The sequence below is a fragment of the Pararhodobacter marinus genome (genome assembly GCF_003122215.1).
GTDB classification, from domain to species: domain Bacteria; phylum Pseudomonadota; class Alphaproteobacteria; order Rhodobacterales; family Rhodobacteraceae; genus Pararhodobacter; species Pararhodobacter marinus.
Genome location: NZ_QEYD01000011.1, coordinates 24,296 through 49,342, shown reverse-complemented (window position 1 = coordinate 49,342; position 25,047 = coordinate 24,296). Strand labels below are relative to the sequence as shown.

Annotated in this window: 23 protein-coding genes; 9 read left to right on the top strand and 14 right to left on the bottom strand. The window is 66.3% G+C overall.

What is annotated here, in order from left to right; all coding sequences use genetic code 11:
- Together C4N9_RS16880 and C4N9_RS16875 are read right to left on the bottom strand one after the other, a co-directional pair.
- A complete protein-coding gene (locus C4N9_RS16880) occupies positions 1 to 765 on the bottom strand; it encodes a coniferyl-alcohol dehydrogenase (RefSeq protein WP_109534527.1) in 765 nt (254 codons plus the stop codon).
- A gap of 78 nt (positions 766 to 843) precedes the next feature.
- Positions 844 to 2,313, bottom strand: coding sequence for an aldehyde dehydrogenase family protein (locus C4N9_RS16875; protein ID WP_109534526.1), 1,470 nt, complete (start codon positions 2,311 to 2,313; stop codon positions 844 to 846).
- Positions 2,314 to 2,517: 204 nt separating this feature from the next.
- On the opposite strand from C4N9_RS16875, the gene C4N9_RS16870 reads away from it, so the two are divergent.
- Positions 2,518 to 4,239, top strand: coding sequence for a sigma-54-dependent Fis family transcriptional regulator (locus tag C4N9_RS16870; protein WP_109534525.1), 1,722 nt, complete (start codon positions 2,518 to 2,520; stop codon positions 4,237 to 4,239).
- 60 nt (positions 4,240 to 4,299) lie between these two features.
- On the opposite strand, the gene C4N9_RS16865 is transcribed toward C4N9_RS16870, so the two are convergent.
- The 5 genes from C4N9_RS16865 to C4N9_RS16845 all read right to left on the bottom strand — a co-directional run bounded on the left by C4N9_RS16865 (position 4,300) and on the right by C4N9_RS16845 (position 12,451).
- Positions 4,300 to 6,027 carry an OFA family MFS transporter gene (locus tag C4N9_RS16865; RefSeq protein ID WP_109534524.1) on the bottom strand — a complete coding sequence of 576 codons (1,728 nt, stop codon included), beginning with the start codon at positions 6,025 to 6,027 and terminating at the stop codon, positions 4,300 to 4,302.
- Between the two features lie 260 nt (positions 6,028 to 6,287).
- Positions 6,288 to 8,264 (bottom strand): sensor histidine kinase, encoded by a 1,977-nt coding sequence (locus tag C4N9_RS16860; RefSeq protein WP_109534523.1) that lies wholly within the window; start codon positions 8,262 to 8,264, stop codon positions 6,288 to 6,290.
- A 3-nt stretch (positions 8,265 to 8,267) separates the two neighbouring features.
- Positions 8,268 to 9,638 carry a sigma-54-dependent transcriptional regulator gene (locus C4N9_RS16855; RefSeq protein WP_245902596.1) on the bottom strand — a complete coding sequence of 457 codons (1,371 nt, stop codon included), beginning with the start codon at positions 9,636 to 9,638 and terminating at the stop codon, positions 8,268 to 8,270.
- Between the two features lie 84 nt (positions 9,639 to 9,722).
- Positions 9,723 to 10,469, bottom strand: a complete 747-nt coding sequence (locus tag C4N9_RS16850; RefSeq protein ID WP_109534522.1) for a gamma-glutamylcyclotransferase — start codon at positions 10,467 to 10,469, stop codon at positions 9,723 to 9,725.
- A gap of 80 nt (positions 10,470 to 10,549) precedes the next feature.
- Complete coding sequence (locus C4N9_RS16845; protein WP_109534521.1) at positions 10,550 to 12,451, bottom strand: FAD-dependent monooxygenase; 1,902 nt, start codon at positions 12,449 to 12,451, stop codon at positions 10,550 to 10,552.
- A 153-nt stretch (positions 12,452 to 12,604) separates the two neighbouring features.
- Here C4N9_RS16845 and C4N9_RS16840 point away from each other — a divergent pair, with 153 nt between their 5' ends.
- Positions 12,605 to 13,036, top strand: a complete 432-nt coding sequence (locus C4N9_RS16840; RefSeq protein WP_342748825.1) for a MarR family winged helix-turn-helix transcriptional regulator — start codon at positions 12,605 to 12,607, stop codon at positions 13,034 to 13,036.
- A 61-nt stretch (positions 13,037 to 13,097) separates the two neighbouring features.
- Complete coding sequence (locus tag C4N9_RS16835) at positions 13,098 to 13,856, top strand: gamma-glutamylcyclotransferase (protein WP_109534520.1); 759 nt, start codon at positions 13,098 to 13,100, stop codon at positions 13,854 to 13,856.
- Here C4N9_RS16835 and C4N9_RS16830 read toward each other — a convergent pair.
- The 5 genes from C4N9_RS16830 to C4N9_RS16815 form a co-directional block, all read right to left on the bottom strand.
- A complete protein-coding gene (locus tag C4N9_RS16830; RefSeq protein WP_109534519.1) occupies positions 13,853 to 14,320 on the bottom strand; it encodes an OsmC family protein in 468 nt (155 codons plus the stop codon). The genes C4N9_RS16835 and C4N9_RS16830 overlap by 4 nt on opposite strands.
- 23 nt (positions 14,321 to 14,343) lie before the next feature.
- Positions 14,344 to 14,967, bottom strand: coding sequence for a LysE/ArgO family amino acid transporter (locus C4N9_RS16825; RefSeq protein WP_109534518.1), 624 nt, complete (start codon positions 14,965 to 14,967; stop codon positions 14,344 to 14,346).
- A gap of 121 nt (positions 14,968 to 15,088) precedes the next feature.
- Positions 15,089 to 15,421: a hypothetical protein gene (locus tag C4N9_RS16820; RefSeq protein WP_109534517.1), complete on the bottom strand. Its 333-nt coding sequence runs from the start codon at positions 15,419 to 15,421 to the stop codon at positions 15,089 to 15,091.
- 186 nt (positions 15,422 to 15,607) lie between these two features.
- Positions 15,608 to 15,769, bottom strand: a complete 162-nt coding sequence (locus C4N9_RS21960; protein ID WP_168192271.1) for a hypothetical protein — start codon at positions 15,767 to 15,769, stop codon at positions 15,608 to 15,610.
- Between the two features lie 268 nt (positions 15,770 to 16,037).
- Positions 16,038 to 16,484: a hypothetical protein gene (locus C4N9_RS16815; protein ID WP_109534516.1), complete on the bottom strand. Its 447-nt coding sequence runs from the start codon at positions 16,482 to 16,484 to the stop codon at positions 16,038 to 16,040.
- 73 nt (positions 16,485 to 16,557) lie between these two features.
- Between C4N9_RS16815 and C4N9_RS16810 the strand changes: the two genes are divergently transcribed.
- Complete coding sequence (locus C4N9_RS16810; protein WP_210404066.1) at positions 16,558 to 17,016, top strand: MarR family winged helix-turn-helix transcriptional regulator; 459 nt, start codon at positions 16,558 to 16,560, stop codon at positions 17,014 to 17,016.
- Positions 17,017 to 17,085: 69 nt separating this feature from the next.
- On the opposite strand, the gene ccrA is transcribed toward C4N9_RS16810, so the two are convergent.
- Both ccrA and C4N9_RS16800 read right to left on the bottom strand, forming a co-directional pair.
- Entirely contained in the window at positions 17,086 to 18,375 is a 1,290-nt protein-coding gene (gene ccrA, locus C4N9_RS16805; protein ID WP_109534514.1) for a crotonyl-CoA carboxylase/reductase, read from the bottom strand.
- Positions 18,376 to 18,485: 110 nt separating this feature from the next.
- Positions 18,486 to 19,952, bottom strand: coding sequence for a 1-acyl-sn-glycerol-3-phosphate acyltransferase (locus C4N9_RS16800; RefSeq protein WP_109534513.1), 1,467 nt, complete (start codon positions 19,950 to 19,952; stop codon positions 18,486 to 18,488).
- A gap of 292 nt (positions 19,953 to 20,244) precedes the next feature.
- On the opposite strand from C4N9_RS16800, the gene C4N9_RS16795 reads away from it, so the two are divergent.
- The 5 genes from C4N9_RS16795 (at position 20,245) to C4N9_RS16775 (ending at position 25,047) form a co-directional block, all read left to right on the top strand.
- A complete protein-coding gene (locus tag C4N9_RS16795) occupies positions 20,245 to 20,637 on the top strand; it encodes a MerR family transcriptional regulator (RefSeq protein ID WP_109534512.1) in 393 nt (130 codons plus the stop codon).
- 70 nt (positions 20,638 to 20,707) lie between these two features.
- Positions 20,708 to 22,486, top strand: coding sequence for an acyl-CoA dehydrogenase C-terminal domain-containing protein (locus C4N9_RS16790; RefSeq protein ID WP_109534511.1), 1,779 nt, complete (start codon positions 20,708 to 20,710; stop codon positions 22,484 to 22,486).
- Positions 22,487 to 22,670: 184 nt separating this feature from the next.
- Entirely contained in the window at positions 22,671 to 22,883 is a 213-nt protein-coding gene (locus C4N9_RS16785; RefSeq protein WP_109534510.1) for a hypothetical protein, read from the top strand.
- Positions 22,884 to 22,913: 30 nt separating this feature from the next.
- Positions 22,914 to 24,068 carry an acyl-CoA dehydrogenase family protein gene (locus C4N9_RS16780; RefSeq protein WP_109534509.1) on the top strand — a complete coding sequence of 385 codons (1,155 nt, stop codon included), beginning with the start codon at positions 22,914 to 22,916 and terminating at the stop codon, positions 24,066 to 24,068.
- A 340-nt stretch (positions 24,069 to 24,408) separates the two neighbouring features.
- Positions 24,409 to 25,047: a glutathione S-transferase family protein gene (locus C4N9_RS16775; protein ID WP_109534508.1), complete on the top strand. Its 639-nt coding sequence runs from the start codon at positions 24,409 to 24,411 to the stop codon at positions 25,045 to 25,047.

Here is a 25,047-nt window from a genome sequence, read left to right as displayed (position 1 = left end):
TCAGGTATACATCGCGTCGATGCCGCCATCGACGGGCAGGTTGATCCCCGTCACCCAGCGCGCGGCATCCGAACACAGGAAGAGGACGGGCGGCGCGATCTCGTCGGGGATGGCGGGGCGCTTGATCCTGGCGGCATCGGCGGCGACCCGCTCCTCGCCCAGCATCTGCACGAATTCCCCAAGGATCGGCGTCATCACCGGCCCCGGCGCGACTGCGTTCATGCGGATGTCGTGCTGCATGAACAGCGCGTAGCCGCGCAGCTTGGTCCAGACGATCAGCGCTTCCTTGAAATACTGGTAGCAGGTTTCGGGCGGGACCGGGTTCACCTTCAGCCACGCTGCGCCCGAGTCGAAATCGGCGGTGGCGGCCAGCGCCTTGTGCGCGTCCAGTCTCCGGGGCCATTCGACGCCCAGGATCGAGGCGACATTGACCACCGCGCCACCCTTCAGATGCGGCACCAGCGCTTCGGTCAGGTGGCGCAGCCCCAGATAGTTGATCCGCGCCACGAGGTCGGGATCCGCCATCCCAGAGACCCCCGCGCAATTGACCAGCGCGTCGATACGGCTGGGCAATTCGTTGACGGCCGCCTGGATCGAGCCGGGATCGGCCATGTCGACCGTCACGAAACCATCGAGCGACACCATCGGGTCATTGCGGTCCATGCCGATAACGCGCGCGCCGTGAAACCGCGCCAGCCGCGCCACTTCCGAGCCGATCCCGGACGAGGCGCCGGTTACGACGAGTGTCTTGCCTTGCAAATTCATGGTCTTGTCCTTTGTTCAGGTCAGCCGGGGCCACCCGCCCCGCCGAGGGGGCGGCCGCCGGTCCGAAGGCATGAGGGGTCAGAACGGGTAGCTGCGCGCCTCGGGCAGGGTCGTGACCCAGACCCATTGGGTGAATTCCTCCCAGATCGCCGGACCCGAGATCCGCGTCCCGTTGCCCGAGCGCCCGCGCCCGCCGAACGGGGCGAAGGGGCTTGCCGTCACCGTCTGGTCGTTGATGTGCAGATGACCCACCTTAAGCCGGTCGCCAAGCGCCCGCGCGCGGCCCAGATCCGTGCCGATGATCCCGGCGGCAAGGCCGAACTCGGACAGGTTGGCCAGACGCACCGCGTCGTCATCCCCGTCATAGGCGGCGATAACCGCGACCGGGCCGAAGATTTCCTCGTCGAAAGCGCGCATCCCGGGCGTCACATCGGTCAGCACCGTGGCGGGGAACATCGTGCCCTCCGCCGTGCCCCCGGCCAGCAGTCGCGCGCCCTTGGCGACCGCGTCCTGCACGATCCCCTCGATGCGCCGCGCCTCCTGTCCCGAGATCAACGGCCCCAGCGCCACCTGCCCGCGGGCCGGGTCCCCGACCGGCAGATGCTGGGCCTTGGCGGCAAGCCTGTCCGCCAGATCCGCGGCCATGCCCCTGGGCGCAAGGATCAGCCCCGTCGCCATGCAGATCTGCCCCTGATGCAGCCACGCGCCCCAGGCCGCGTTGGACGCCGCCCGCTCAGGGTCGGCATCCTCCATGATCACCAGCGCGTTCTTGCCGCCCAGTTCCAGCTGCACGCGCTTGAGGTTGCGCCCGCAGGCCTCGCCGACTTTCGAGCCCACTTCGGGCGAGCCGGTGAAGCTGACCATGGCGATATGCGGGTCCTCGCACATCGCCGCGCCGACATCGCCGCCGCCCGGCACGATATGCAGGCAATTCGCGGGGAGGCCCGCTTCCTCGAAGATCCGGGCGATGATGACACCGCCGGTGATCGGCGTGCGCGGATCGGGTTTGTGGACCACGGTGTTGCCGGTGGCGAGCGCCGCGGCGATGGCGCGGATCGACAGGATCAGCGGGAAGTTGAAGGGCGAGATCACGCCGACCACCCCATGCGGCACGCGCAGCGCTTCCTCGTGGCGGCCATCCGGGCTGGGCAGGATACGCCCCGCGGGTTCCAGCGCGGCGCTGGCCGCGGCCCGAATGAAACCCGCGCTGTGCTCGATCTCGATCCCGGCCTTGGGCGGGATCGAGCCGGTTTCGCGGATGATCCACGGCATGAGTTCGGGCCCGTTGGCTTCCAGGATGTCGGCGGCGGCGCTCAGGATCTTCGCGCGCTGCTGGGGCGGCGTGGCGGCCCAGCCGGGCTGCGCCTGCGCGGCGGCGGCGGCGGCGCGCGCCAGATCGGCGGCACTGGCCTTTCCGACCCGCGCGACGAAGGCGCCGTCGGCGGGCGCCGTCACCTCGGACTGGGCCTCGGTCGCAGTCCAGCCGCCGGAATAGATGCGCCCGCTCCACAAAGCTTCGCTCAGGAATGCCCCTGCTGATCCGTCCATATGATGTCCTCCCGTAGACGCCCGGCTCCTCACCGGGATGCGGGGCAAGTTGGGGGATCGGGTAAGAATTTGCGCAAGACATAATCGCGACGGCGCGAAAATTTAAAACAAGCCTCTGTTTTAAATCAATTTTCACGAGAGCATTGCAGACGCAGAAATTTCATGTCTTGATGAAATCCATCTTTCAGCTTCATCAAATTCTGCATGTCCCGTCGAATCTCGCTGACCGAAGCCTCGCGCCGTGCGCCGCGCATCCTGTCGCGGGGCGATTCAAAACTGCTGGACGAAGGGGCGCCGCCGACGCTGTCCGACCTTGCCGGCGCGCTGCAATTCGCGCTGGGGGACGGGCGGATCTGGCTGAACGACGACCGCATGGTGATGATGCAGACCGCCTCGCTGGGTCATCTGCGCCACGAGATGATCGAGGCGATGGGCATGGACCAGACGCGCCGCATCTTCCGCCAGGTCGGCTGGAACCAGGGCATTCACCTGGCCGACGTGATCGCGCAGCGGTTCCAGCAACAGGACCTGACCGCCGCGCTGGCCGCCGGCCCGCGCATCCACACCATGGAGGGTTTCGTCAAGGTCACCACAAAGCGGTTCGAGTTCGACGTCGCGCGCGGGCATTACCATGGCGAGTTCTACTGGCACGACAGTTCCGAGGCGATCGAGCACCTGTCGCATTACGGCGTCTGCGACTGTCCGGTCTGCTGGATGCTGATCGGCGTGCCTTCGGGCTATACGACGCGGCTTCTGGGGCATCCGGTCATTTTCCGCGAAGTGGAATGCACCGGGATGGGCGCCGAGCGCTGCGTGATCATCGGGCGCCATGCCGAGGCCTGGGGCGACGATGTGCCCGAGCTTGCGGAGTTCGGGCTCGATACGCCGCGCGGTCGAGGGAAACCGTGGAAACCGCCCGTCGATCTGCCCAAGGCCGACGAGGACAGCGCCAGCACCATTCAGGGCCGCTCGCCCGCGATTATGCGGGCGCGCCGCCTGATCGAGCGCGTCGGCGGCTATGACGAACCGGTGATGCTGCTGGGCGAGCCGGGCACGGGGAAAGAGCTGTTCGCGCGCCGACTGCACGAAATCGGGCGCCGGCCCTCGGGGCCTTTCGTGGCGGTGAACTGCGCCATGTTCGACGCCGAGGACACGCAATCGGCGATGAAGACGCTCGACGCCCAGATCGAACGGGCGCGCGGCGGGACGTTGTTCTTCAACGATCTTCTGGCCCTGCCCCGCGCCCTGCAGGGCCATCTGGCGCTGCGGGTTCAGCCGGTCGAGGGCGTGCGCAGCGATTACCGGATCGTGTCGACCTGTTCGGGCCAGCCGCGTGCGGCGGTGCAGTCGGGCGCGTTCCGCGCCGACCTGTTCTATCGTCTGTCGCTGCTGCCGGTCATGCTGCCGCCGCTCCGCGAAAGACGCGACGATCTGCCGATGCTGATCGAGCATTTCCTCGCCCGCCATTCCCGACGCCACGGCCGTCCGCTGCGCAAGATCGGCGGGCCGGCACTGGACCTGCTGTTGCGCTACGATTATCCCGGCAATGTTCGGGAATTGTCGAACATGATCGAGCGCGGGGTCATCTTTGCGGAACCCGCCGGGGATCTGGAAATCTCGCATCTGTTTGCCGGGCTTGAAGAAATGCCCGAGTTCATCGAGCGCCTGCATGCCAGCGGCAGCATCATGCGCAGCACCGCCAGCGGGCATGTCGAGGGGCGCACGATGCAGCAGATCGAGACGGACGCCTATTCGCGCGCCCTGAGCGCGGCTCGGGGCAATGTCTCGGCGGCCGCGCGCGACCTGGGCATGAGCCGGGCGCAGCTGGATTACCGGCTGCGCAAGCTGGGGCTGACCGGGCAGCGCGACACCGGCCCCGTGGCGGGCGGCACGCGAGGCGACCGGAACGGGCGTCCGCCATCCTGAGCCGTCGGCCAAGAAAAGAGGCGCCCGAAGGCGCCTCTTTTGAGTTCTGGGGATGATACCTCACTCGCCCGGGACGGCTGCGATCTCGGCCTCGTCATGGTGGTGATGTTCCTTCACCGGACGCATGAAGAGGTTGGCGAAGAACGCCACGACCAGAAGCGCCGCCATGCAATACATCGTCGTATTGTACAGGCTTGGCGTCGGATCGACGGTGCCCGCCGGCGCGATCTCCATCAGCCGCGCGATGGTGACGGTATGCGCGTCGACCAGAGCCTGAAGCTGGGTGATCGGCGCACCGAAGGTCTCGGCAAAGACCGCCGGATCGACGCGCGCGGCGAGATCCTCGATCGCGCTCGTCACCGACATCTGCCGCAGCGAGGTGATCGCCAAGGGCCCCAGCACCCCGGCCAGCGACCACGCTGTCAGCAGGCGCCCGTGGATGCCGCCCACATGCATGGTGCCGAACATATCGGCCAGATAGGCCGGGATCGTCGCGAAACCGCCGCCATACATCGAGAAGATGATCATCGTCGCGACATAGAAGCCGATCAGGTAGATCAGCGCCGGGTTGGTGGCGACCGCGCTGGCGAAATACGGGATCGACAGGTACAGCACCGTCCCCAGCGCGAAGAAGCAGGTATAGGTGGCCTTGCGCCCGATGTAATCCGAGGTCGAGGCCCAGAAGAACCGCCCCACCATGTTGAAGACCGAGATCATCAGCACATAGGTCGAGGCGAAGGCGGCCGTGACCACCAGCGGCATGACCGAGCCGAAAATCTCGCTCATCATCGTCTTGGCGACGCCGATCACGCCGATACCGGCGGTCACGTTGAAGCACAGCATCACCCAGAGCTGCCAGAATTGCGGCGTCTTCAGCGCCTGATCGATATGCACGTTGTTGCGCGACACCAGCCCCGAAGCTGCGGCGGGCTTGGGCTCCCACCCTTCGGGCTTCCAGTTCGCCGCGGGCACGCGGTACTGGAAGGCGGCGATGATCATCACCACGAAATAGACGACGCCCAGCGTCAGGAAGGTGGCCGCCGCGCCGGTATCGCCGGTGCCCACGACATAGACGCCCGCCTGACCGCCCAGTTCGGCCGCCTGCGTGGCCGAGGCGATCACCACCTCGACCTGACCGGCGGCGGTTTCGGCGAAGACACGGCCATTCTGCACGACAGTCTGAACCGCGTCCTGCGCCCCCAGATAGTCGGGAGCGCGCTCGTACAGGTCCAGCAGCCAGCCCTTGACCGGCGCAGCGATCATCGCGCCGCCGCCGAAGCCCATGATGGCCATGCCGGTGGCCATGCCGCGACGGTCCGGAAACCAGCGGATCAGCGTCGAGACGGGCGAGACATATCCCAGCCCCAGCCCGCAGCCGCCCAGCACGCCATAGCCCAGATAGACGAGCCAGAGCTGGTGCATCGAGATCCCGACCGAGCCCAGGATGAAACCGCCGCCCCAGAGGAATGCGGCGACGACGCCGACCATGCGCGGGCCGACCTCTTCCAGCCATTTGCCGGCGAAGGCGGCGGCAAGGCCCAGGAAGACGATGGCGACCGAGAAGATCCACACGACCGAGCTGAGGCTCCAGTCGCCGGCGGCGGGCGCGACGACGCCCAGCTGCCGGGTCAGCGGCGGGTTGAACACCGACCAGGCATAGACCGAGCCGATGCAAAGGTGGATGGCGATGGATGCCGGCGGCACGCGCCAGCGGTTGAAACCGGGTTGCGCGACGATGTTCCGCTTGTGCAGAAAACCGAACGCACCGCCGCCTTGGGCGTTGCTCATGGTGGTGTCCTCCCTCTGTCGTCGGACCCTGTGCCGCGCGGCCTCTCCCCAGGATGCGCGACGGGTCGAACCGGCATGCGACGGCATGCCACAGGGATGTTCTCGACAAGGTGTCACCCTTGTGTCAAACGAATTATTTATTGTGAAACAACGACTTATGTGACAATCTGACCCTATGTGAACGCCCCCTGGGCGGGTTCCGGGACATCCTGTCCAGGCGCCATCGCGGAAGCCCGCGAAACCGGGACATTTTGTCCTTTTCAGCGAAGATCGGTGACGGGCAGAAAAATCGTGAAGCGGCTGCCCTGGCCGGGTTCGGACCGCACCTCGATCCCGCCGCCCGCGCGACTCACCAGCGTCTGGCTGATCGACAGGCCCAGCCCGGTGCCCTGTGCCTGCTTGGTGGTAAAGAACGGATCGAAGATCCGCCGCAGCGTCTCGGGCGGGATTCCGGTGCCGCTGTCCTGAACCTCGATGGCGATACGCGGCGGGTCCCCGACGTCGCGCACCCGGAAGTGCAGCGTGCCGCCCTCGGGCATCGCATGGACCGCGTTCAGGATCAGGTTGACCATCACCTGCTGCAGCTCGGTCCGGGCCATCAGCACGCGCTGATCCGAGGTGATGTCGACCTGTGTTTCGATCCCGTTCGCCTCGATCTGATGGCGCGTCAGCACCAGACAATCGCGCACCACCTCGCCCGGCGAAATCACGTTGGCGGCGCCGGAATACTCGTCGGGCCGCGCGAATTGCAGCAGTTTCGAGACGATGACACCGATGCGATAAACCTGATCGTCGATCAGGCGGAACTCGGTCTCCACGGCGTCGGCCTTCTCGGCCAGAAGGCTGCGGGCGACGTCCAGATTGCCCTGAATCACGGCAATGGGGTTGTTGATCTCGTGCGCGACCGAGGCGGTGATCTCGCCCACGGCGGCCAGCTTTTCGGACATGATCAGCCGCTCGGTCGTCTGTTCCAGCTTCTGGTTCGCCGCGCGCAGATCGGCGGTGCGTTCCTCGACCTTGGCTTCAAGGCTGTTGGCCCAGTCGCGAAGCTGGCGGTCGCGTTCCTGGATCGCGTCGAGCAGGTGGTCCAGATGCCCCGCGACCTGCGCGATCTCGCCCCGGTCGCCGGTATCGCCGTTGCGCGCCTGCAGATCGCCCGCCTCGACCCGCGCGATGGTCTGGGTCATGCCTTCGAGCGGCCGGAAGATCCGCCCGGCCCAGCGCAAAAAGATAGGCACCGAAACGACAGCGATCAGCAGGAAGACGGCCACCACCGACAGGACCGACAGGGTCTTGGCCTGTCTGAAGGGGCGTTCCAGAAAGCCCACATACAGCATCCCGACCCGCGCGCCGAAACTGTCGACGATGGGCTGGTAGGCCGATATATACCAGTCGTTCACCACGAACGCGCTGTCCAGCCGGACCGCGCCGTCATCCAGCACGCGCCCGCGCACGGCGGCAGAGACACGGGTGCCCAGCGCGCGAACGTCTTCGAACAGCCGCACATTGGTCGAGATGCGCACATCGTCCAGGAACAGCGTCGCGGTGCCGCGGCTGCCCTGGGGCAGGCTCTGCTCGCGGTAGACCAGCGCGTTGATCGTGTCGATGAAATCGAGATTGCGGTTCAGCAGCCGCCCGCCGACCAAAGCGGCCCGCCGCCCGTCGGGCAAGGTGACGGGAGCGGCGGAATGGATGATCATGCCGCGGGTCTCGACCGCGCGGTCGGTGGGCACGGCGGCCACGGTCTGCACCAGCGGGATTGCGGCGATGGCGGCAAGGCCGGGCGCCAGCCGGTCAAGCGCTACGCCCGACAGGATGTCGATGGCGCTTTCGGCCCGCCCGTCAAGCGCCGCGCGCACCACCGGCCAGTCGTCGGGCACGAAGCCGCGCGGTCCCGTATCGCCCGTGGTCAGGTAGAGAAAATCGAGCTGCAACGCCTCGCGCCGCTCGGTCAGCAGCGCGTCCAGCCGGCCCGCCCCGTCCAGCGCATCGCGCAACGTGACCGATCCCGCCACGGCATCCAGCCGCTCGCCCGACAGCTCCATCAGCCGGGCCAGATATTGCTCGGCGATGGTCAGGTCGCCATTGACCTTGCTGATCAGGATATCGTCGATCTTCCCCGACCAGCGCAGCATGGTCGAGCCCAGCATCAAGGGCATCAGAACCAGCATCGGCAACAGCGCGATCACCATCAGCCGCACGCGGACCGAACGCAGAACGGGCCAGCGTCTTGCCATGCCTCAGAGCCCCCAGGCCGCGCATTTGCGGTCGATGGTCTTGCGCGACACGCCCAGCCGGCGCGCGGCCTCGGTCCGGTTGCCGCCGACGGCGTCCAGCGCGCGCAGGATCTCGCGGCGTTCGACCTGATCGAGCGGCTCTATCGGCGCGGCGCGTCCGGGCTGGCTGCCCAGCGTTTCCAGCGGGAAATGCCCGAAGATGAGCGACCGCTCGATGAAATTGCGCAGCTCGCGGATATTGCCGGGCCAGTCGTGGCGCAGCATCGCCGCGCGGGTGGCCGGGTCGATGGCAAGCCGCGAAAGGCCCAGACGCTGCGACAGGTCGCGCAGGAACATCTCGGCCAGTTCGATCACGTCGGTGCCGCGATGGGCGAGCGGCGGCATGTGGATGTTCAGCACGTCGATGCGGAAGAACAGATCGGCGCGAAACCGGCCTTGCGCGACCTCGGCATCCAGCGATTTCGACGTGGCGAGAACGAAGCGTACGTCCAGCTGCTGACTGCGCGCGGTTCCGACCGGGCGGACCAACCCGTCTTCGAGCACGCGCAGAAGCGCCGATTGCGCGGGCGGCGAGAGTTCGGCCACCTCGTCGATGAAGATCGTTCCGCCCTGCGCCGAGGTCAGAAGCCCCTCGCGCGCGGTACTGGCGCCCGGGAAGGCGCCGGCGGCGTGGCCGAACAGCTCGACCTCGATCATGTCGGCGGGGATGGTCGCGCAATTGACCGGCACGAAAGGCTGTGCGGCCCGTTTCGAGATCGCGTGCAGATGGCGCGCGGCGACCTCTTTGCCGCTCCCCGAGGCGCCGGTGATCAGCAAAGGCGTCGACACATCCCTTACCCTTTCCAGCGTGGCGCGGATCTCCGTGACCTCGGGCGAGGCCCCCAGAAGCGTGCTGCGCTGGCGGCGGCCCAGGTCGGACTGGTCCAGTTCCCGCCGCAACAGCCGGTTCTCGCGCCGCAGCATCGCCGTCTGCTGGCAGCGGCGCACGGCGTTGAGCAGCTGGTTGGTGCGAAACGGCTTCAGAATGAAATCCGATGCCCCCGCCCGCATCGCCTGAATCGCGGTTTCCAGGTCGGCATAGGCGGTGACCATGATGACATCGGTGACGCCGCCGGTGACGGTCTGGTCCGCCAGCCAGTCGAGCCCCTTGCGCCCCGGCATCATGTTGTCGAGCAGCATGATGTCGAAATGCTGCGCGGCCAGCCTGGCCTCGGCTTCGTCGGCATTGGCGGCTTCGTCGACGGCGGCGCAATGGGGCGCCAGCGTCTTGACGAGGAAATTCCGCATCCCCGGTTCGTCATCCACGACCAGCACGCGAACCGGCGCCAGAAGCGCGGTCAGCTGCGGATCGTGGGGAGCGCCAGTCTCGCTCACCGGACCCTCCCTGTCCTCCCGCAATCGGCGGCATCATGGCGGATCAGGCGCGCGCGTCTAGGGGAAAGCGCCACCAAGAGGGGATCAGGCCGAACTGTCCGCGCCGCGCAGCGAAGCGACCCGGGCGCACAAGTCAGTCACATAGGGGTCGTCGAGATCCAGCATCGCCAACCGGTTGCGGGTCTCGGTCAGGTATTCGGCGTTCGTGCCCAGCATGCCCTCGGCCTTGGCAATCATGCGCGCCTGTTCGTCCACCGGGATCGTGGTGTCGATCCGGTCGCTGCTGTGATCGGCGGCAAAGGCCAGCGCCTCGATCCGGCCGATCACCGTATCGAGCTGCAGCCAGACCGGACGATAGGCGTGGCTGATCATCTCGCGGCGAAACAGCACGAAGGTCTCGTGGTCGATCCTGTCCGCCTCGATACGGAAGGCGAGCCCGTCGCAGCCCCGTGCCGCACCCGCGACGTCGTCGATGGCCAGTTGCAGCGCCGGATGCTCGACCGAGCCGCGCCCGCCCGTATCGATCAGGCAGAAGCGGCGTTCGTAATCTTCGGTTCGCCCGCGCAGGACTTCGGCGAATTCCATCGCCGGGTCCCACATCAGCGATCCGAACGCAAACACCCACAGGTCCCGGTCCCAGCGCCCTTCGAGCACGTTGTGCCGCTTCGCCTCGCGCTCGGCATCGGGGGTGCGCCAGTCCTCGGGCATCCCGTTCTCGGCGATGCGGCGGTCGAATTCTTCCAGGTCGAGATCGCGGAAGAACGACTCCGCCGCGGGCCGGATCTTGCCGCGCAGACCGGGATGGTGGCGGTAGGGGTCATTCGGGGACATGCGCGCGCCTTCTGTTTCGCGCCGCCACAAGGCCCGAACACGCCCGCGGGGTCAATCCCGCGCGCACCGTTCGCGCGACGTCAGGCCGCGGGTTTCAGGAAGCCCGCGAAGAACGCCGCGAGCGCCTCGCGCGCCGAAAGCGGCAGGACCTGCGCGACATACTGGTCGGGACGCACCACGACGAGGCAGCCCTGCGCCTTGTCGATGCCGCGCACGTCGAAGATGTTCGCGCTCTTGTAATCGACGCTGAACACCTTCTCGTAGTCGCACAGCCCGTATGTCCCCTTGTGCGGCCGCAGCAGCGCCGGCATCGCCCCGTAATCCAGATCGCGGAAACCGGGCTGGAACACCGCGCGGACATCCAGCACCGCGTCGGGATCGTCGTCGGGCCGGGTATGGACGCGCAAGGGCGAGGTGGGGTCGTTCTGCAGCCAGTCGCACAGATCGGCCACCGCGCCACCGGGCTGCCCCCTGTCGCCGTCGGGCGCGAACGCGAAGAGATGCCACGCGGTGCCTGCCTCGATCGCGTGACCCAGTTCCATCGGCTTGGCATCGGCGACGCGGATCACCGGCGCGGAATGAAACCGCTTGCCCAGCTCGAAGCCCGGCGCAAGCGCCTGATGCGCGGTGTCGCCGGTCAGCGCCGAGGGCTCGTATTCGATGGTCAGCCCGCAGGTGAAGGGCAGGTTGCGCACGAAGGTCTGCGCGACCACCGGTAATTCGCCATCGACATCGGCATGGGTCTTGGCCCCGACGACGCGGGACCATTCGTGGTCGAAATCGACCAGCCCCTTGGCCGCCGCGCGCCGCTCGGCGGTATAGGTATGCAAAAGCGAGGGATCGGCCCGCCCGGTCAGAACCGAGCGCAGTTTCCAGCCCATGTTGAACGTGTCGCCCATCGACACGTTCATCCCCTGCCCTGCCTTAGGGCTGTGGGTGTGGCAGGCGTCGCCCGCCAGCATCACGCGGGGGTTGCGGGTGGCGATCTGGTCTTCGGGCACGTCGTCGAACTTGTCGGTCAGCCGGTGCCCGATCTCGTAGATCGACCACCAGACGACCTCTTTCGTGTCGAGACTGTAGGGCTTCAGGATCGCCTGCGCCTTGGCGATGATATCGGCGTCATCCATGCCGCGATCCGAGGCACGCTCGTCCTCGCCCAGACGGTCGAGTTCGACATAGAGCCGGACCAGATGCCCGCCCTCGCGCGGCAGCACCATCAGCGTGCCCGCCTCGGCCGAGCGAACGAAGCTCTTCATCCGCCAGTCGGGGAAATCGGTGACCGCCAGAAGGTCGATCACCCCCCAGGCATGGTGCGCCGCATCGCCATGCAGCGTCCCACCGATGGCGCGGCGCACGTTCGAGCGCGCGCCATCGCAGCCCACGACGTAATTCGCGCGCACCGTCTCGGTCTGCCCTTCGCGCCCCGGCGCGGTGTGTTCCAGCGTGACGGTGACGGGGTGGTCGTCGGTGGTAGTGTCGATCGACAGGTCCCGCACGCGCAGGCCGTAATCGGGTTCCAGCCGGGTGGGCGAGCGCTTCATGATGTCGAGATACATGTCATGGATGCGCGCCTGATTGATCAGGACGTGCGGCATCTCGGAAATCCCCTCGGGCACGTCGTCGACACGCGCGGCGCGGGTGATCCCGCCCTCGCCCGGCGTCCAGAAGGTGGTCTCGTTGATCCAGACCGATTCGCGCTTGATCTTGTCGGCGAAACCGAAGGCCTGGAACATCTCCATTGACCGGACCGAGATCCCGTCGGCCTGCCCCTTTTCCATCGGCCCCATCTTGGGCTCGACGATCATGGTGTGGATCCCCGGCTCCATCGCCAGCTGCGCGGCAAGGCACAGCCCCGCCGGCCCGCAACCGGCGATCAGCACGTCGACCTTTGCCGGCAACCCGGTCGAGCGGTCGTGCACGCGCGCGGCAGGCGGAAAGACATCGGGGTCGCCGGGGTGGAATCCGTTCAGGTGGTATTGCATCGCTCTCTCCCATGTCGCGCCGGAAACCGCGCCTGCGCGGCGCCGTCAGCAATTAGTATCTGTACTTATCATTTTGCGTCAACAAAAAAGTAAGTATACATTTTATTTCTTGGAAGCTATTGTTCCGAAAAGGGGAAAAGGCAGAGATCCGGTATGATGGAAGCCTATGGCATGGCCGGCCACCTGATCCGGCGGCTGCATCAGCTGTCGACGCAGGTTTTCACGCAGCACGCGAAGGAGGCCGGGTTCGACCTCACCTCGGTCCAGTTCGCGGCGATGGACGCGATCCGCGCCCATCCCGGCATCGACCAGGCCGGGGTGGCGGGACTGATCGCCTATGACCGCGCGACGATCGGCGGCGTGATCGACCGGCTGGTCGCCAAGGGGCTGGTCGCGCGGGAGATCAGCCGCCGCGACCGCCGCGCGCGCGAGGTCCGGCTGACCGACGAGGGCGAGCGCGTCTTCGCGGCGATGCTGCCGGTGGTGCGCGGCGTTCAGGACGCGATTCTGTCAGAATTGTCGGAAGACGAGCGCGGGATTTTCCTGTCGCTGGCCCGCAAGTCGCTGCACGCGCCCGAAGCGTGACGCATGAAGGCTTCCGCCAAGGCGCGCCCTCGCCTAGCCTGTCCGCGAAAGGACACCGCCCATGCCCGAAACGCCCCCCGTCCCGATCCTGCGCCCCGCTGGCCGGGACGCAAAGATCCCGCCCCTGCGCCTGACCCGCGCGCTGGTCGACCGCCTTCCTGCCCGCGTGGACGAGGAAGGGCCGGTCATGGGCGACCCGGTCCCCGACAGCTATTACACCGAGATGACCGCGACATTGCTGGCCGAGGCCGATCCGGGCGGGCTGTGGGTCTTTGCCTCGGGCAGCCTGATCTGGAACCCGCGGATGCCGGTGATCGAGCGGCGACATGCGCTTGTGCATGGCTGGCACCGTTCGTTCTGTCTGGGCCCGTCGCGGCGCAACCGGGGCTCGCCCTCGCGGCCCGGGCGGATGATGTCGATGGATCGCGGCGGCTCTTGCCACGGGATCGTCCAGCGCATGACGCCCTGCAACGAGGCGGCGGATCTGGAGGCGCTGCTGCGACTGGAACCGCCCTGCCCGCCCGTCTGGGTGCGCGGCAAGACGCCAAGCGGCGTGGTGCGCGCCATCGCTTTCACCGCGCATCCGTCCTATTGGGGTTACAGCCCGGAATGCGGCATCGACGAGCTGGCGGATATCCTGGCCAGTTCGGTCGGCACGCGGGGGACAATGGCGGAATACCTGCTCAATACCTGCGAACATCTGGCCGAGGCAGGCATCCATGACCGCCATCTGTGGCGCCTGCAGGCGATGGTGGCCGAGCGGCTGGAGCGCTTGCCGGAACACGCCGTTCAGGAAGCGGCGGACGCTGGGCGGCCTTAGCCCTCGACCGTGAAAACCGGCTCGATGCCGACCGGGAAATTGACAGAGCGGGCGATGAAACAGACCTCGTGGATCTGGTGGTGGATCGCCTCGGCCCGTGCCAGATCGGCACCCGGTTTCACGGTGATCTTCGGCCGCAGCACCACGCGGGCGAACCGCTGCGCACCACCCGGTCGCCCCTCGGCAACGCCTTCGGGGTCGTCTTCGTAAGCGGTGACGACGATCCCCGCCTCCGAGGCCAGGTGCAGAAACCACAGCATGTGGCAGCCGGCCAGTGCCGACAGCAGCATGTCCTCTGGGTTCATCAGCCCGGGATTGCCGCCAAGGGCCGGATCGTTGGAGCAAGGGATCTCGGGCTTGCCGGGGACGGCCACCGCCCAGTCGCGGGTATAGGCGCGGTAATGCGCGGTGCCGTCGCCGGTATTGCCGGTCCAGCGGATGCGGCTGGTAAAGCTGTGTGGCATCGTCCCCTCGTGCAATGGTTCCCTCAGCCGATCGCCTGCAAGATCAGCGATGCCGCGATCAGCCACATGATACACCCGATCAGCGCTTCGACGACAACCCAGGCGCCGGGCCGGGCCAGCACCGGCGCCAGCAGCCGCGCGCAATAGCCCAGCGCGGAAAAGAACAGCACCGATCCCAGAACCGCGCCCAGACCGAACAGAGCCTCAAGCGGCGCGTATTGCGCGGAAATCGCGCCCAGAAGCGCCAGCGTGTCCAGATAAACGTGCGGGTTCAGCCAGGTCAGCGCCAGACAGGTCAGCACCACGCGCCGCAGGGGCACCGGCTCGAACGCGGCGGCGGCAAGCGCCTCGCCGCCCTTGAGCGCCGCGCGGAACCTGAGCGCGCCATAGACGGTGAGGAACGCCACCCCGCCCCACAGCATGACCGGCTCCAGCCAGGGCAGACGCTCGGCCATGGTGCTGAATCCCATGACGCCCGCTGCGATCAGAAGCGCGTCTGACCCCGCGCAGATCGCCACGACGATGCCGACATGCTCGCGCCGCAGACCCTGCCGCAGAACGAAGGCATTCTGCGCACCGATTGCGGCGATCAGCGACAGGCCGGTGAAAAACCCGGCAACGAGCGTGAGGGTCGAGGCATAATCCATGCGGCTTTTTGAATCGGTATGCCGCGCAAAGTAAAGAACGGGCGCGCACAAGAGGTCCCGGAACGCTGAAAACCCCGCCCACCCGAAAGGGTAGACGGGGCGCCGGGTCACGCGGGCGGGATCAGCGCAGAACGCGGGTCGTAGCGGTCCGGGCGGGAACACCGGCCATCAGGCGCTGGAAAGCCTGCGGCGAAATCGCGGGTCCCGTGCGCCGCGCGGGCGCGCGCAGGGTCAGGGTGGGCGAGGCGGCGGTATTGCCGAACTCGTCATCGCAATCGCTGAGCCCCGACGCGTTGCCGCATTGGTCGGCATGGTCGGGATAGGTTTCGACGCACCAGTTGATCACGGCGGTATAGCATTCCTCGAGCGTATGGATCGGCGCGGCACGGGCCGGGGCGGTGGCCGAAGCGGCAATCCCGAGGGCGGTGATGGCGAGGGGCAGAAAGCGGGTCATGAAAAGTCGTCCTTGATTGAAAATGACGCCCCCAAACGGGGCTTTCCTATGTCGCTCCGCCCCCGTCGGCGGTTCATTCGCAACGCCATCTCCCGGGCCCGGAAAAGACGCACGGCGCGCCCGGCAGCATCAAGGTGGCGCGGCGGCCAAGGCGATCGGGAGCCAAGGCGTTCGGGCCCGGCGACATCAGGAATGCGGCGCGTCTTCCTGTGCCGGAGCGGTATTCTCGACCTCAATCCGGGCCAGTAGCACGGCCTGTTCAAGGTGAAAGCTCAGCTCGGTCAACTGGTTCATCCGGGCATAACGGCACAGGTCTTCGAGCGTCTTGATCAGCCAGGCATGCGGCACCGCGGGACTCCTTTTCCTTGTCCCCCGACCCTGCCGCCGCAGAGTTAACAAATCTTTCGCGCCTCCTGCCCGCAGAGCAGCGGGCAGCGAAAAAAGGTCTCGGTGCGGAACAGCCCCGGCAGTGCTGAGCGGTTGCGCTCTTGTCCTTTCGGTTTCTTTATCGGGCGGCATTGATTGCCTGAGCGCACGAGACAGGGACCTCCCGGTCACCATGGCGCAGACGGCATGACCTATAATGGACCGTTGATCGCGCGCAGCCGATCGTCGATCACACCGGCTTGCGGCGCCGTTTGGCCGTCAGCCGCAACCCGTCGCGCATGTTCAAGCCCAGCAGCGTCAGGTTAACCGCGCCCGCGCAGAGTTCGACGACCTGAACGACGTAGAACGCGGTATCAAAGGCCCCTGCCTGTGCCTTGAACGACAGGTAGAGCGCCGAGGGGATCAGGATCAGGATACCGTTGGCGGCAATGAACGGCATCCGTTTCGTCTTGGCCGTAATCAGCGGGCCGCGCATCTTTCGACCGAGCCGGAAACCGGACCCGCCGACCGCCATCAGCGCGGGCACTAGCACAAGAAAGCCCCACGGGATCAGTGACTTGACGGTCACGATGGTCGCCGTGCCCGCGAAGAGTTCCGACAATACGGTTGCGAGCCAGAAGGTCAGGATCGTGAGCAGGGCAATCGCGCCCGCTATGGGATGAAGGATCTTGGTCATCGGGTTTCTCCTTATGCGCCACCATTTGTATAGCTAGCTATGTATTGTTGTATAGCTTGCTATGCAAGTGCTAATGAGACGCATGGAGTTCACCAAGGATCAATCGCAGGGCTATCTCGCCAACCACGTCGCCCGCATCTTCGCGCGCGGCCTGACGGCGCGCATCAGGCCGTTGGGCCTGACCACCGGCACGTTTCCGGCGTTGCTGGAATTGTGGGAAACCGATGGCATGACCCAGAAGCAACTGGTGGCAAAGCTGGATATCGAGCAGGCTACCATGGCCAACACCCTCGCACGGATGGAGCGCGACGGCCTCATCATCCGCAAGAAAGACGCAAGCGACGGTCGGGTGCAGCGGGTCTGGCTGACTGATCGCGCCCGCGCCTTGCGCGGCCCCGCGACAGCGGCGGCGATGGATGAGAACGCGGCCTCCCTTGCCTGTCTGACCGAGGACGAGCAACAACAATTCACCACGCTGATGCAGAAGATCATCGCTGCGAACCGATACCGGGCCGACTCCCCGTCCGAATAAGCCGGCCCGACCGAACGCAAAGGGGCCGTCCCGATGGACGGCCCCTTCTTTATCCCCGTGGTTGCAGGCTCAGCGCTTGCCGGCTTCCAGCGTATCCTCGAACGTCCGAAGCCCGGTACGCGGGGCCTGCACCAGCACCGCCATGTTGCCGGGCTTGTGCTCGTTTCGCAGCATCTTCATGTGGGCCGCCGGGATCTCGTCCCACGGGAAGACCTCGGACATGCAGGGATCGAGCCGGCGCTCGCACATCAGCCGGTTGGCCGAGGCCGCCTGCTTCAGGTTGGCGAAATGCGACCCCTGCAGGCGCTTCTGGTGCATCCACATGTAGCGCACGTCGAACGTGCAGTTGAACCCCGAGGTCCCCGCGCAGATCACCACGATGCCCCCCTTCTTCACCACCAGCGTCGAAACCGGGAAGGTCGCCTCGCCCGGATGCTCGAACACCATGTCCACCGAGACGCCCTTGCCGGTGATGTCCCAGATCGCCTTGCCGAACTTGCGCGCCTCTTTCAGCCATTCGTTGTATTCGGGGCTGTTGACGATGGGCAGCTGACCCCAGCAGTTGAAATCCTTGCGGTTGATCACGCCCTTGGCGCCCTGATCCATCACGAACTGGCGCTTCGATTCATCCGAGATCACGCCGATCGCATTGGCGCCCGCCGTGTTCGCCAGCTGGATCGCGTAGGATCCCAGACCGCCCGAGGCGCCCCAGACCAGCACGTTCTGCCCGGGCTTCAACTCGTGCGGGTGATGGCCGAACAGCATGCGGTAGGCCGTGGCCAGCGTCAGCGTGTAGCAGGCGCTTTCTTCCCAGGTCAGGTGCCTGGGGCGCGGCATCAGCTGCTGGGCCTGCACGCGGGTGAACTGCGCGAAGGATCCGTCGCCGGTCTCGTAGCCCCAGATCCGCTGGCTGGGCGAGAACATCGGATCGCCGCCGTTGCATTCCTCGTCGTCGCCGTCATCCTGGTTGCAGTGGATCACGACCTCGTCGCCCACTTTCCAGCTTTTGACGGCCGAGCCCACTTTCCACACGATGCCCGAGGCATCCGAGCCGGCGATGTGGTAATCCTGCTTGTGCACGTCGAAGGGACTGATCGGTTTGCCCAGCCCGGCCCAGACGCCGTTGTAGTTGACGCCCGCCGCCATCACCAGAACCAGCACCTCGTGGCTGTCGATCTCCCAGGTATCGACCACCTCGACCTTGAACGACTGGTCGGGCTCGCCGTGACGCTCGCGGCGGATGTTCCACGCGTACATTTTCTTCGGCACGTATCCCAGAGGCGGCATTTCGCCGATCTCGTAGAGATCCTTCTCGGGCGCGTCGTATTGGGCGATTCCGGCGTTCACATCGAGGGCCATGACTCTCTCCTGACTTGGGCCCGCCGCGATGCAGAATCCATGCGGCAGTTGCAGCATGGATAGAATCGGTCGCGCAACAATGCAACCCCTGAAACGCCTCTATTGTAATTTTATGTCCCGGTGACTTCCGGGATCACCCATTCGCGGCGCGGCGCCCCGGGCTCTGAGACGCCCTCGGGCACGCCCGGCAGCGCCTTTTCCTCCAGTCGTTGCAACACCGAAGCCGCGTAATACCCCAGCGTCGCCTCCTCGCCCGGCCGCAGACGCAGCCCGTCGCCATCCCGCCGGATCAGCCCGTGGCGCGCCATCGCTTCGGTGGCGAAATCGACGCTGGGTTCGATCGCGCCATTGACCAGATGCATCTGTGCGCCCAGCGCCGCGGCTTCTTCGACCAGTTCCCGCATCTGCGCCGCCAGATCCGCGCGCGACACCCCGGCGCCGCCCGTGACGCCCAGCCGCACCAGCGACGCCGCCGCCAGAGGCACCGGCAAGAGCGGCACCGCGCCCCGGATCCGCGCCATCAGCTCGTCGGCCAGCGTATCGGTGCCGTTTTCGGGCCGTTCGTCCAGATAGGCCCGCAGCGACAGCGGTTCGCCGAAGGACACCGCCGCGTGCCCATAGGTCGAGGTGCGGCGCAAGAGCTTCTGCCACAGGATCCAGATCAGCCATCCCAGCGCCTCGAAGATCCGCAGCCGGAAGCGCCGGTCGCCGGTCTCGCCCGCCTTGACCAGAACCTCGTCCTCGAGCACCCGGTCATAGTTCAGCGCCACCGGCACGAAGACCACGTCCTTTTCCTTGCTGGGGTCGAAATCGCGCACGATATAGGTCAGAAGCCCCTTGCGCGCGCCGCCCACCGCGCCCGTCAGGCTCAGCCCGCCTTCGGGGAACATCGCCTGCGTGACCCCCTCCTGCACCGACATCTGCACGTAGCGCGCCAGCACCGCGCGATACAGATCGGTCGAATAGCGCCGCCGGATGAAATAGGCCCCCATCGCCCGGATCAGCGCCTTGAGCGGCCAGACCCGCGCCCACTCGCCCACCGCGTAGGACAGGGTCGAGCGCCGTGCGGCCAGCCAGGTGACCAGCACGTAATCCATGTTCGAGCGGTGATTCATCACGAAAACCACAGCCGAATCGGGATGGATGTCGCGCAGCGTCCGCACCGTGCCACGGTTGAGATGCACCTTGTAGAACAGCCGGCTCAGCCCCCGTGCGACGCGGATCGCAAAGCCGAAATAGGTGGCGGTGGAAAAGCCCGGCACGATCTCGCGCGCATAGAGCCGCGCCTTTTCATGCGCCACCGACAGCGGGATCCCCTGATCGCGCGCGTAATCGGCCACCGCCTGCATGACCTGCGGATCATAGGCCAGCCGGATCACCTGATCGTGGCGCCGCATCAGGTTGAAGGGCCGGATCGGCCGTTCGAGCCGCTTGTTCAGCTCTTCGACCGCCCGCTCCATCCGCCGCCTGAGGAACCAGCGCACCGAGGGAAACAGGAAATGCGACAGGAACGCCACCGCCGCGAAAAGCAGGATCAGGATCAGAAGCCACAGGGGCAGGTCGACGCGCTGGAACATCGTTCTTATGTGGCACCTTCGCCGGGCTCCGACAATGCTGCGTCAGCGTCGCGCCCGCCCGCCCCCGCAAGTCCTGCGCCTCTTTGTTCCACAAATATCCTCGGGGGGTGAGGCGCGGCAGCGCCGAGGGGGGCAGACAGCCCCCCTTGCCCGTCCTCCGCCGCTACCTGACGTCAACGTCATCCTGTGACGCAGCGTCGTGACTTACGTTAACGTCAAGCTTTCTACACACTCTCCCCGAAAGCGCTATGTGAGTCCCGCCGGGCAGGGTTCCGGCGAGATGAGGTATGCCATGGACAACGATCTGATGACGATCCGCGAGATGTGCGAGGCGTTCGACGTCACCCCGCGCACCCTGCGGTTCTACGAAGCGAAGGAACTGATCAGCCCCATCCGCGACGGCCAGAAGCGGCTCTATACCCGGCGCGACCGGGGCCGGCTGAAGCTGATCCTGCGCGGCAAGCGCTTCGGCTTCGCGCTGGAAGAGATGCGTCAGCTTCTGAACCTGTACGACCGGGGCGGCGCGAATGAAGAGCAGCTCAAGCGCACCATCGTCGCCGCGCGCGAACGGCTCGCGCAGATGGAGCGCCAGCGCGACGAGCTGAACGAGGCCATCGACGAGCTCAGAAGCCAGCTCGAGAACGGCGCCGAGATGCTCGCCGCTTTCCGACCCGCCGCCGAATAGGCCGGGGCAAGGATTTCACGATTGCAGGCCCGCCCGGTCAGGCGGCGCCCCAGCCCCAGAGGAGAGACCGATGCCGACCTATACCGCGCCCGTCAAGGACATGCAGTTCCTGCTGCACGAGGTCCTCAACGCCACCGCGACCGGGATCCCGGGTTATGACGAGCTCGAACCCGATTTCACCGCGGCGATCCTCGAAGAAGCCGGCAAGCTGGCCGAGGGCGTGCTGACGCCGCTCAACGCCGTCGGCGACGCCGAGGGCTGCCGGCTGGAAAACGGCGTGGTCTACACCCCCACGGGCTTCAAGGACGCATTCGCGCAGATCCGCGAAGGCGGCTGGAACGGGCTCGACCTGCCCGAGGAATATGGCGGTCAGAACCTGCCCTATGTCCTTGCCACCGGCGTGGGCGAGCTGTTCGTGTCCTCGAACATGGCCTTCAACATGTATCAGGGCCTGACCCACGGCGCGATCAACGCGATCCTCGCCGCTGGCTCCGATGAACAGAAGCAGACCTACCTGCCGAAGATGACCAGCCTGGAATGGACCGGCACGATGAACCTGACCGAGCCGCATTGTGGCACCGATCTGGGTCTCATCCGCACCAAGGCCGACCCGCAGGACGACGGCAGCTACAAGATCACCGGCCAGAAGATCTTCATCTCGGCGGGCGATCACGACCTCGCCGAGAATGTCATCCATCTGGTGCTGGCCAAGGCGCCCGGCGGTGGCGAGGGCACGAAGGGCATCTCGCTCTTCATCGTGCCCAAGTTCCTCGTGAAAGAGGACGGCTCGCTGGGCGAGCGCAACGGCGTCTCGGTCGGCAAGATCGAAGAAAAGATGGGCATCCACGGCAACGCCACCTGCGTGATGAACTATGACGGCGCGACCGGCTACCTTGTGGGCGATCTCCACAAGGGGATGCGGGCGATGTTCGTGATGATGAACGAGGCGCGCCTGGGCGTGGGCCTGCAGGGCTATGCGCAGGCCGAGGTCGCCTATCAGAACGCGCTGGCCTATGCCAAGGACCGGCTGCAGGGCCGGGCGGTGACCGGCACCGAGAACCCGGGCGGCAATGCCGATCCGCTGATCGTGCACCCCGATATCCGCCGGATGCTGATGGACCAGAAAAGCTTTGTCGAAGGCGCCCGCGCCTTCACCCTGTGGGGCGCGCACCTGATCGACCGCGCGCACCGGCTGGGCGACAAGCAGGCCGAGGGCCTGATCTCGCTGCTGACGCCGGTGATCAAGGGCTTCCTGACCGACAAGGGCTTTGCCATGACCGTCGAGGCCCAGCAGGTCTATGGCGGTCACGGCTATATCGAGGAATGGGGCATGTCCCAGTTCGCTCGCGACGCCCGGATCGCGATGATCTACGAGGGCGCGAACGGCGTGCAGGCGCTCGACCTCGTGGGCCGCAAACTGGCCGCCGAGGGCGGCAAGCCGGCCATGGCTTTCTTCGAGATGGTGAAGGGCTTCCTGAAGGAGAACGCGGAGAACGAGGCGCTGAAGGACGGCTTCCTCGACCCGCTGAAAGCGGCGTCGAAGGACCTGCAATCGGCGATGATGTTCTTCATGGAGAACGGCGCGAAGAATCCCAATGCCGCGCTCGCCGGGTCGAGCGACTTCATGCACCTGTTCGGTCATGTCTGCCTTGGCTACATGTGGGCGCTGATGGCCAAAGCCTCGGACGCGGCCTTGAAGGCCGGCACGTCTGACGCCACGTTCCACGAGACGAAGCTGAAAACCGGCCGCTACTATATGGCGCGGCAGCTTCCGGCCACCGGCATGCATCTGGCGCGTATCCTGTCGGGCGCCGCGCCCGTCATGGCGCTGGAAGCCGAGGCGTTCTGAACCCGCGCCCGCCGGAGCGCCCCGAAAGCGGGCGCCCCGGCGGCACGCGACCACGACGGACAACCGCAGGGGAGGCGGAGATGACCAGCAGTACAGGTGCCAGGCCCGCCGCATGCGGCATCAACGCCGCCCGGGCTGTCACCCGGCCGGGCCGCGCCCGCGTCACGCCCTTCGCGGGGACCTGATGCCCAAACGCCTGCGCCTGACCCGCCGATTTCCCGTCGCCATGAGCGAGGACGGCTATCGCCGCCTGAAACGCTTCGCGCATGACGCCGGGCTGGATGAGGGCGAAGCGCTGTCCTTCCTGTTCGAGAATTTCGACAGCGTCACCGATCGCGACAATCTCACGCACCGGCTGCGGCTGTTCAATTCTGAGCTGGAAGCCCGCAAGAAGTAACGGTTCCGAAGCCTTGGGAGGGGCTTTCCGATGACGTTCCCGATCCTGCCCTCGCCCTGGATGAAGGACGACCACCAGATGCTGGCCGAGATGACTCGCGCCTTCATCGCGGAAAAATGGACGCCGCATGTCGACCGTTGGCGCCGGAATGGCCAGATGGATCGCGACACCTGGAACCAGGCGGGCGAGATGGGCCTGCTCTGCGCCTCGATCCCCGAGGAATATGGCGGCGCGGGCGGCGATTTCGGCCACGAAGCGGTGATCCTGATGGAAGCCGCCCGGCTCAACCTGGCCAGCTGGGGCGCGGGCATCCATTCGGGCATCGTCGCGCATTACATCCTCGCCTACGGCACCGAAGAGCAGAAGGAGCGCTGGCTGCCGAAAATGGCCACCGGCGAGATGGTCGGCGCGCTGGCGATGACCGAACCTTCGGGCGGTTCCGACGTGCAGCGACTGAAAACGCGCGCGGTGAAGGACGGGAATGTCTACCGCGTGACCGGCGCCAAAACCTTCATCACCAATGGCCAGCACGCCGATCTGGTGATCGTCGCGGCCAAGACCGATCCGTCGCAGGGCGCGCGCGGCGTGTCGCTGGTCGCGGTCGAAACCGACGGCGCCGAAGGCTTCACCCGCGGACGGAACCTGGACAAGGTGGGGCTGAAGGCTGCGGACACGTCCGAACTGTTCTTCGACAATGTCCCGGTTCCGCCCGAGAACATCCTCGGCGGCGCCGAGGGACAGGGCTTCTACCAGATGATGCAGCAATTGCCGCAGGAACGGCTGATCATCGGCGTCGGCGCGGTCGGCGCGATGGAAGGCGCGGTCGAGCGCACCATCGCCTATTGCAAGGAACGCGAAGCCTTCGGCAAACCGATCATCGACTTCCAGAACACCCGGTTCAAACTGGCCGAATGCAAGACCAACACCGTGGTCGCACGCAGCTTCCTCGACCAGTGCATCACCGCGCATCTGGCGGGTGCCCTGACGGTCGAGATGGCGGCGATGAACAAGTACTGGCTGTCGGACCTGCAATGCCGGGTGCTCGACGAATGCGTGCAGCTGCATGGCGGCTACGGCTTCATGCAGGAATACGCGGTGGCCGAGATGTGGACCGACGCGCGGGTGCAACGGATCTATGGCGGTACGAACGAGATCATGAAGGACCTGATCGGGAGGTCGCTGTGAGGGCTCCCGCCCGTCGCTCGCGGATCTGTCGATCCCCTCGCTCCCGTTGGGCCGGGCGGGGGGCTGCCGCCCCCCGCACCCCCCGCGAGTATTTCCCGCAGAATGAACGATATCCCGCGAACAGGGGCACACCCCTCCCCGCCTGTGCCAGCGATCATCTCGGCGGCTCTCGGGAAGGGAGCGATGGCTTCACTCTGCACGGTCATCGGCTCTCCAGCCTGTACCGTGTGACAAGGATGGAGGGCGAAGGGTTAAGAAACCCTGACCGCGCCCCTTCATTCTGCTTCAAATACTCACTTTCCGCCCTTCCCACCCGCGCCCCATTTGAAAGGATCGCGCCATGACCGCACAGCTCTATTGCTTCGGGGAATCCGGCAATGCCTACAAGGCGGCGCTGACGATGACGCTGGCCGGGTACGATTGGGCCCCGCGCTATGTCGATTTCTTCGGCGGCGAGACGCGGACGCCGGACTACCGCGCGCTCAACGTGATGGGCGAAGTGCCGCTGCTGGTAGAGGGCGACAGCCTGCTCAGTCAGTCGGGCGCGATCCAGCTGCATGTCGCGCGCGCGACCGGCAAGCTGGGCGGTGCTGCGGGCGACGAGGACGAGGTTCTGCGCTGGATCCTGTGGGACAATCACAAGTTGTCGAGCCAGGCGGGCATGACGCGGTTCCTGATGAATTTCCTGCCCGAGGACAAGCGCCCGGCCGAGGTGATCGCCTTCATGCAGGGGCGCCTGAAGGCCGCCTATGCGACGCTGGACGCGCATCTGGAGGGCCGCGACTGGATCGTCGGTCGTGACGTCACCATCGCCGATTGTGCCTGTTGCGGTTATCTCTACTACCCGGAACCCTTCGGCTTCGACCGCAAGGACTGGCCGAATATCGACCGCTGGCTGGCCAATATCGCCGCTTTGCCCGGCTGGAAACATCCCTACGACATGATGCCCGGATCGCCCGCCGACCGGGCCAAGGCCTGA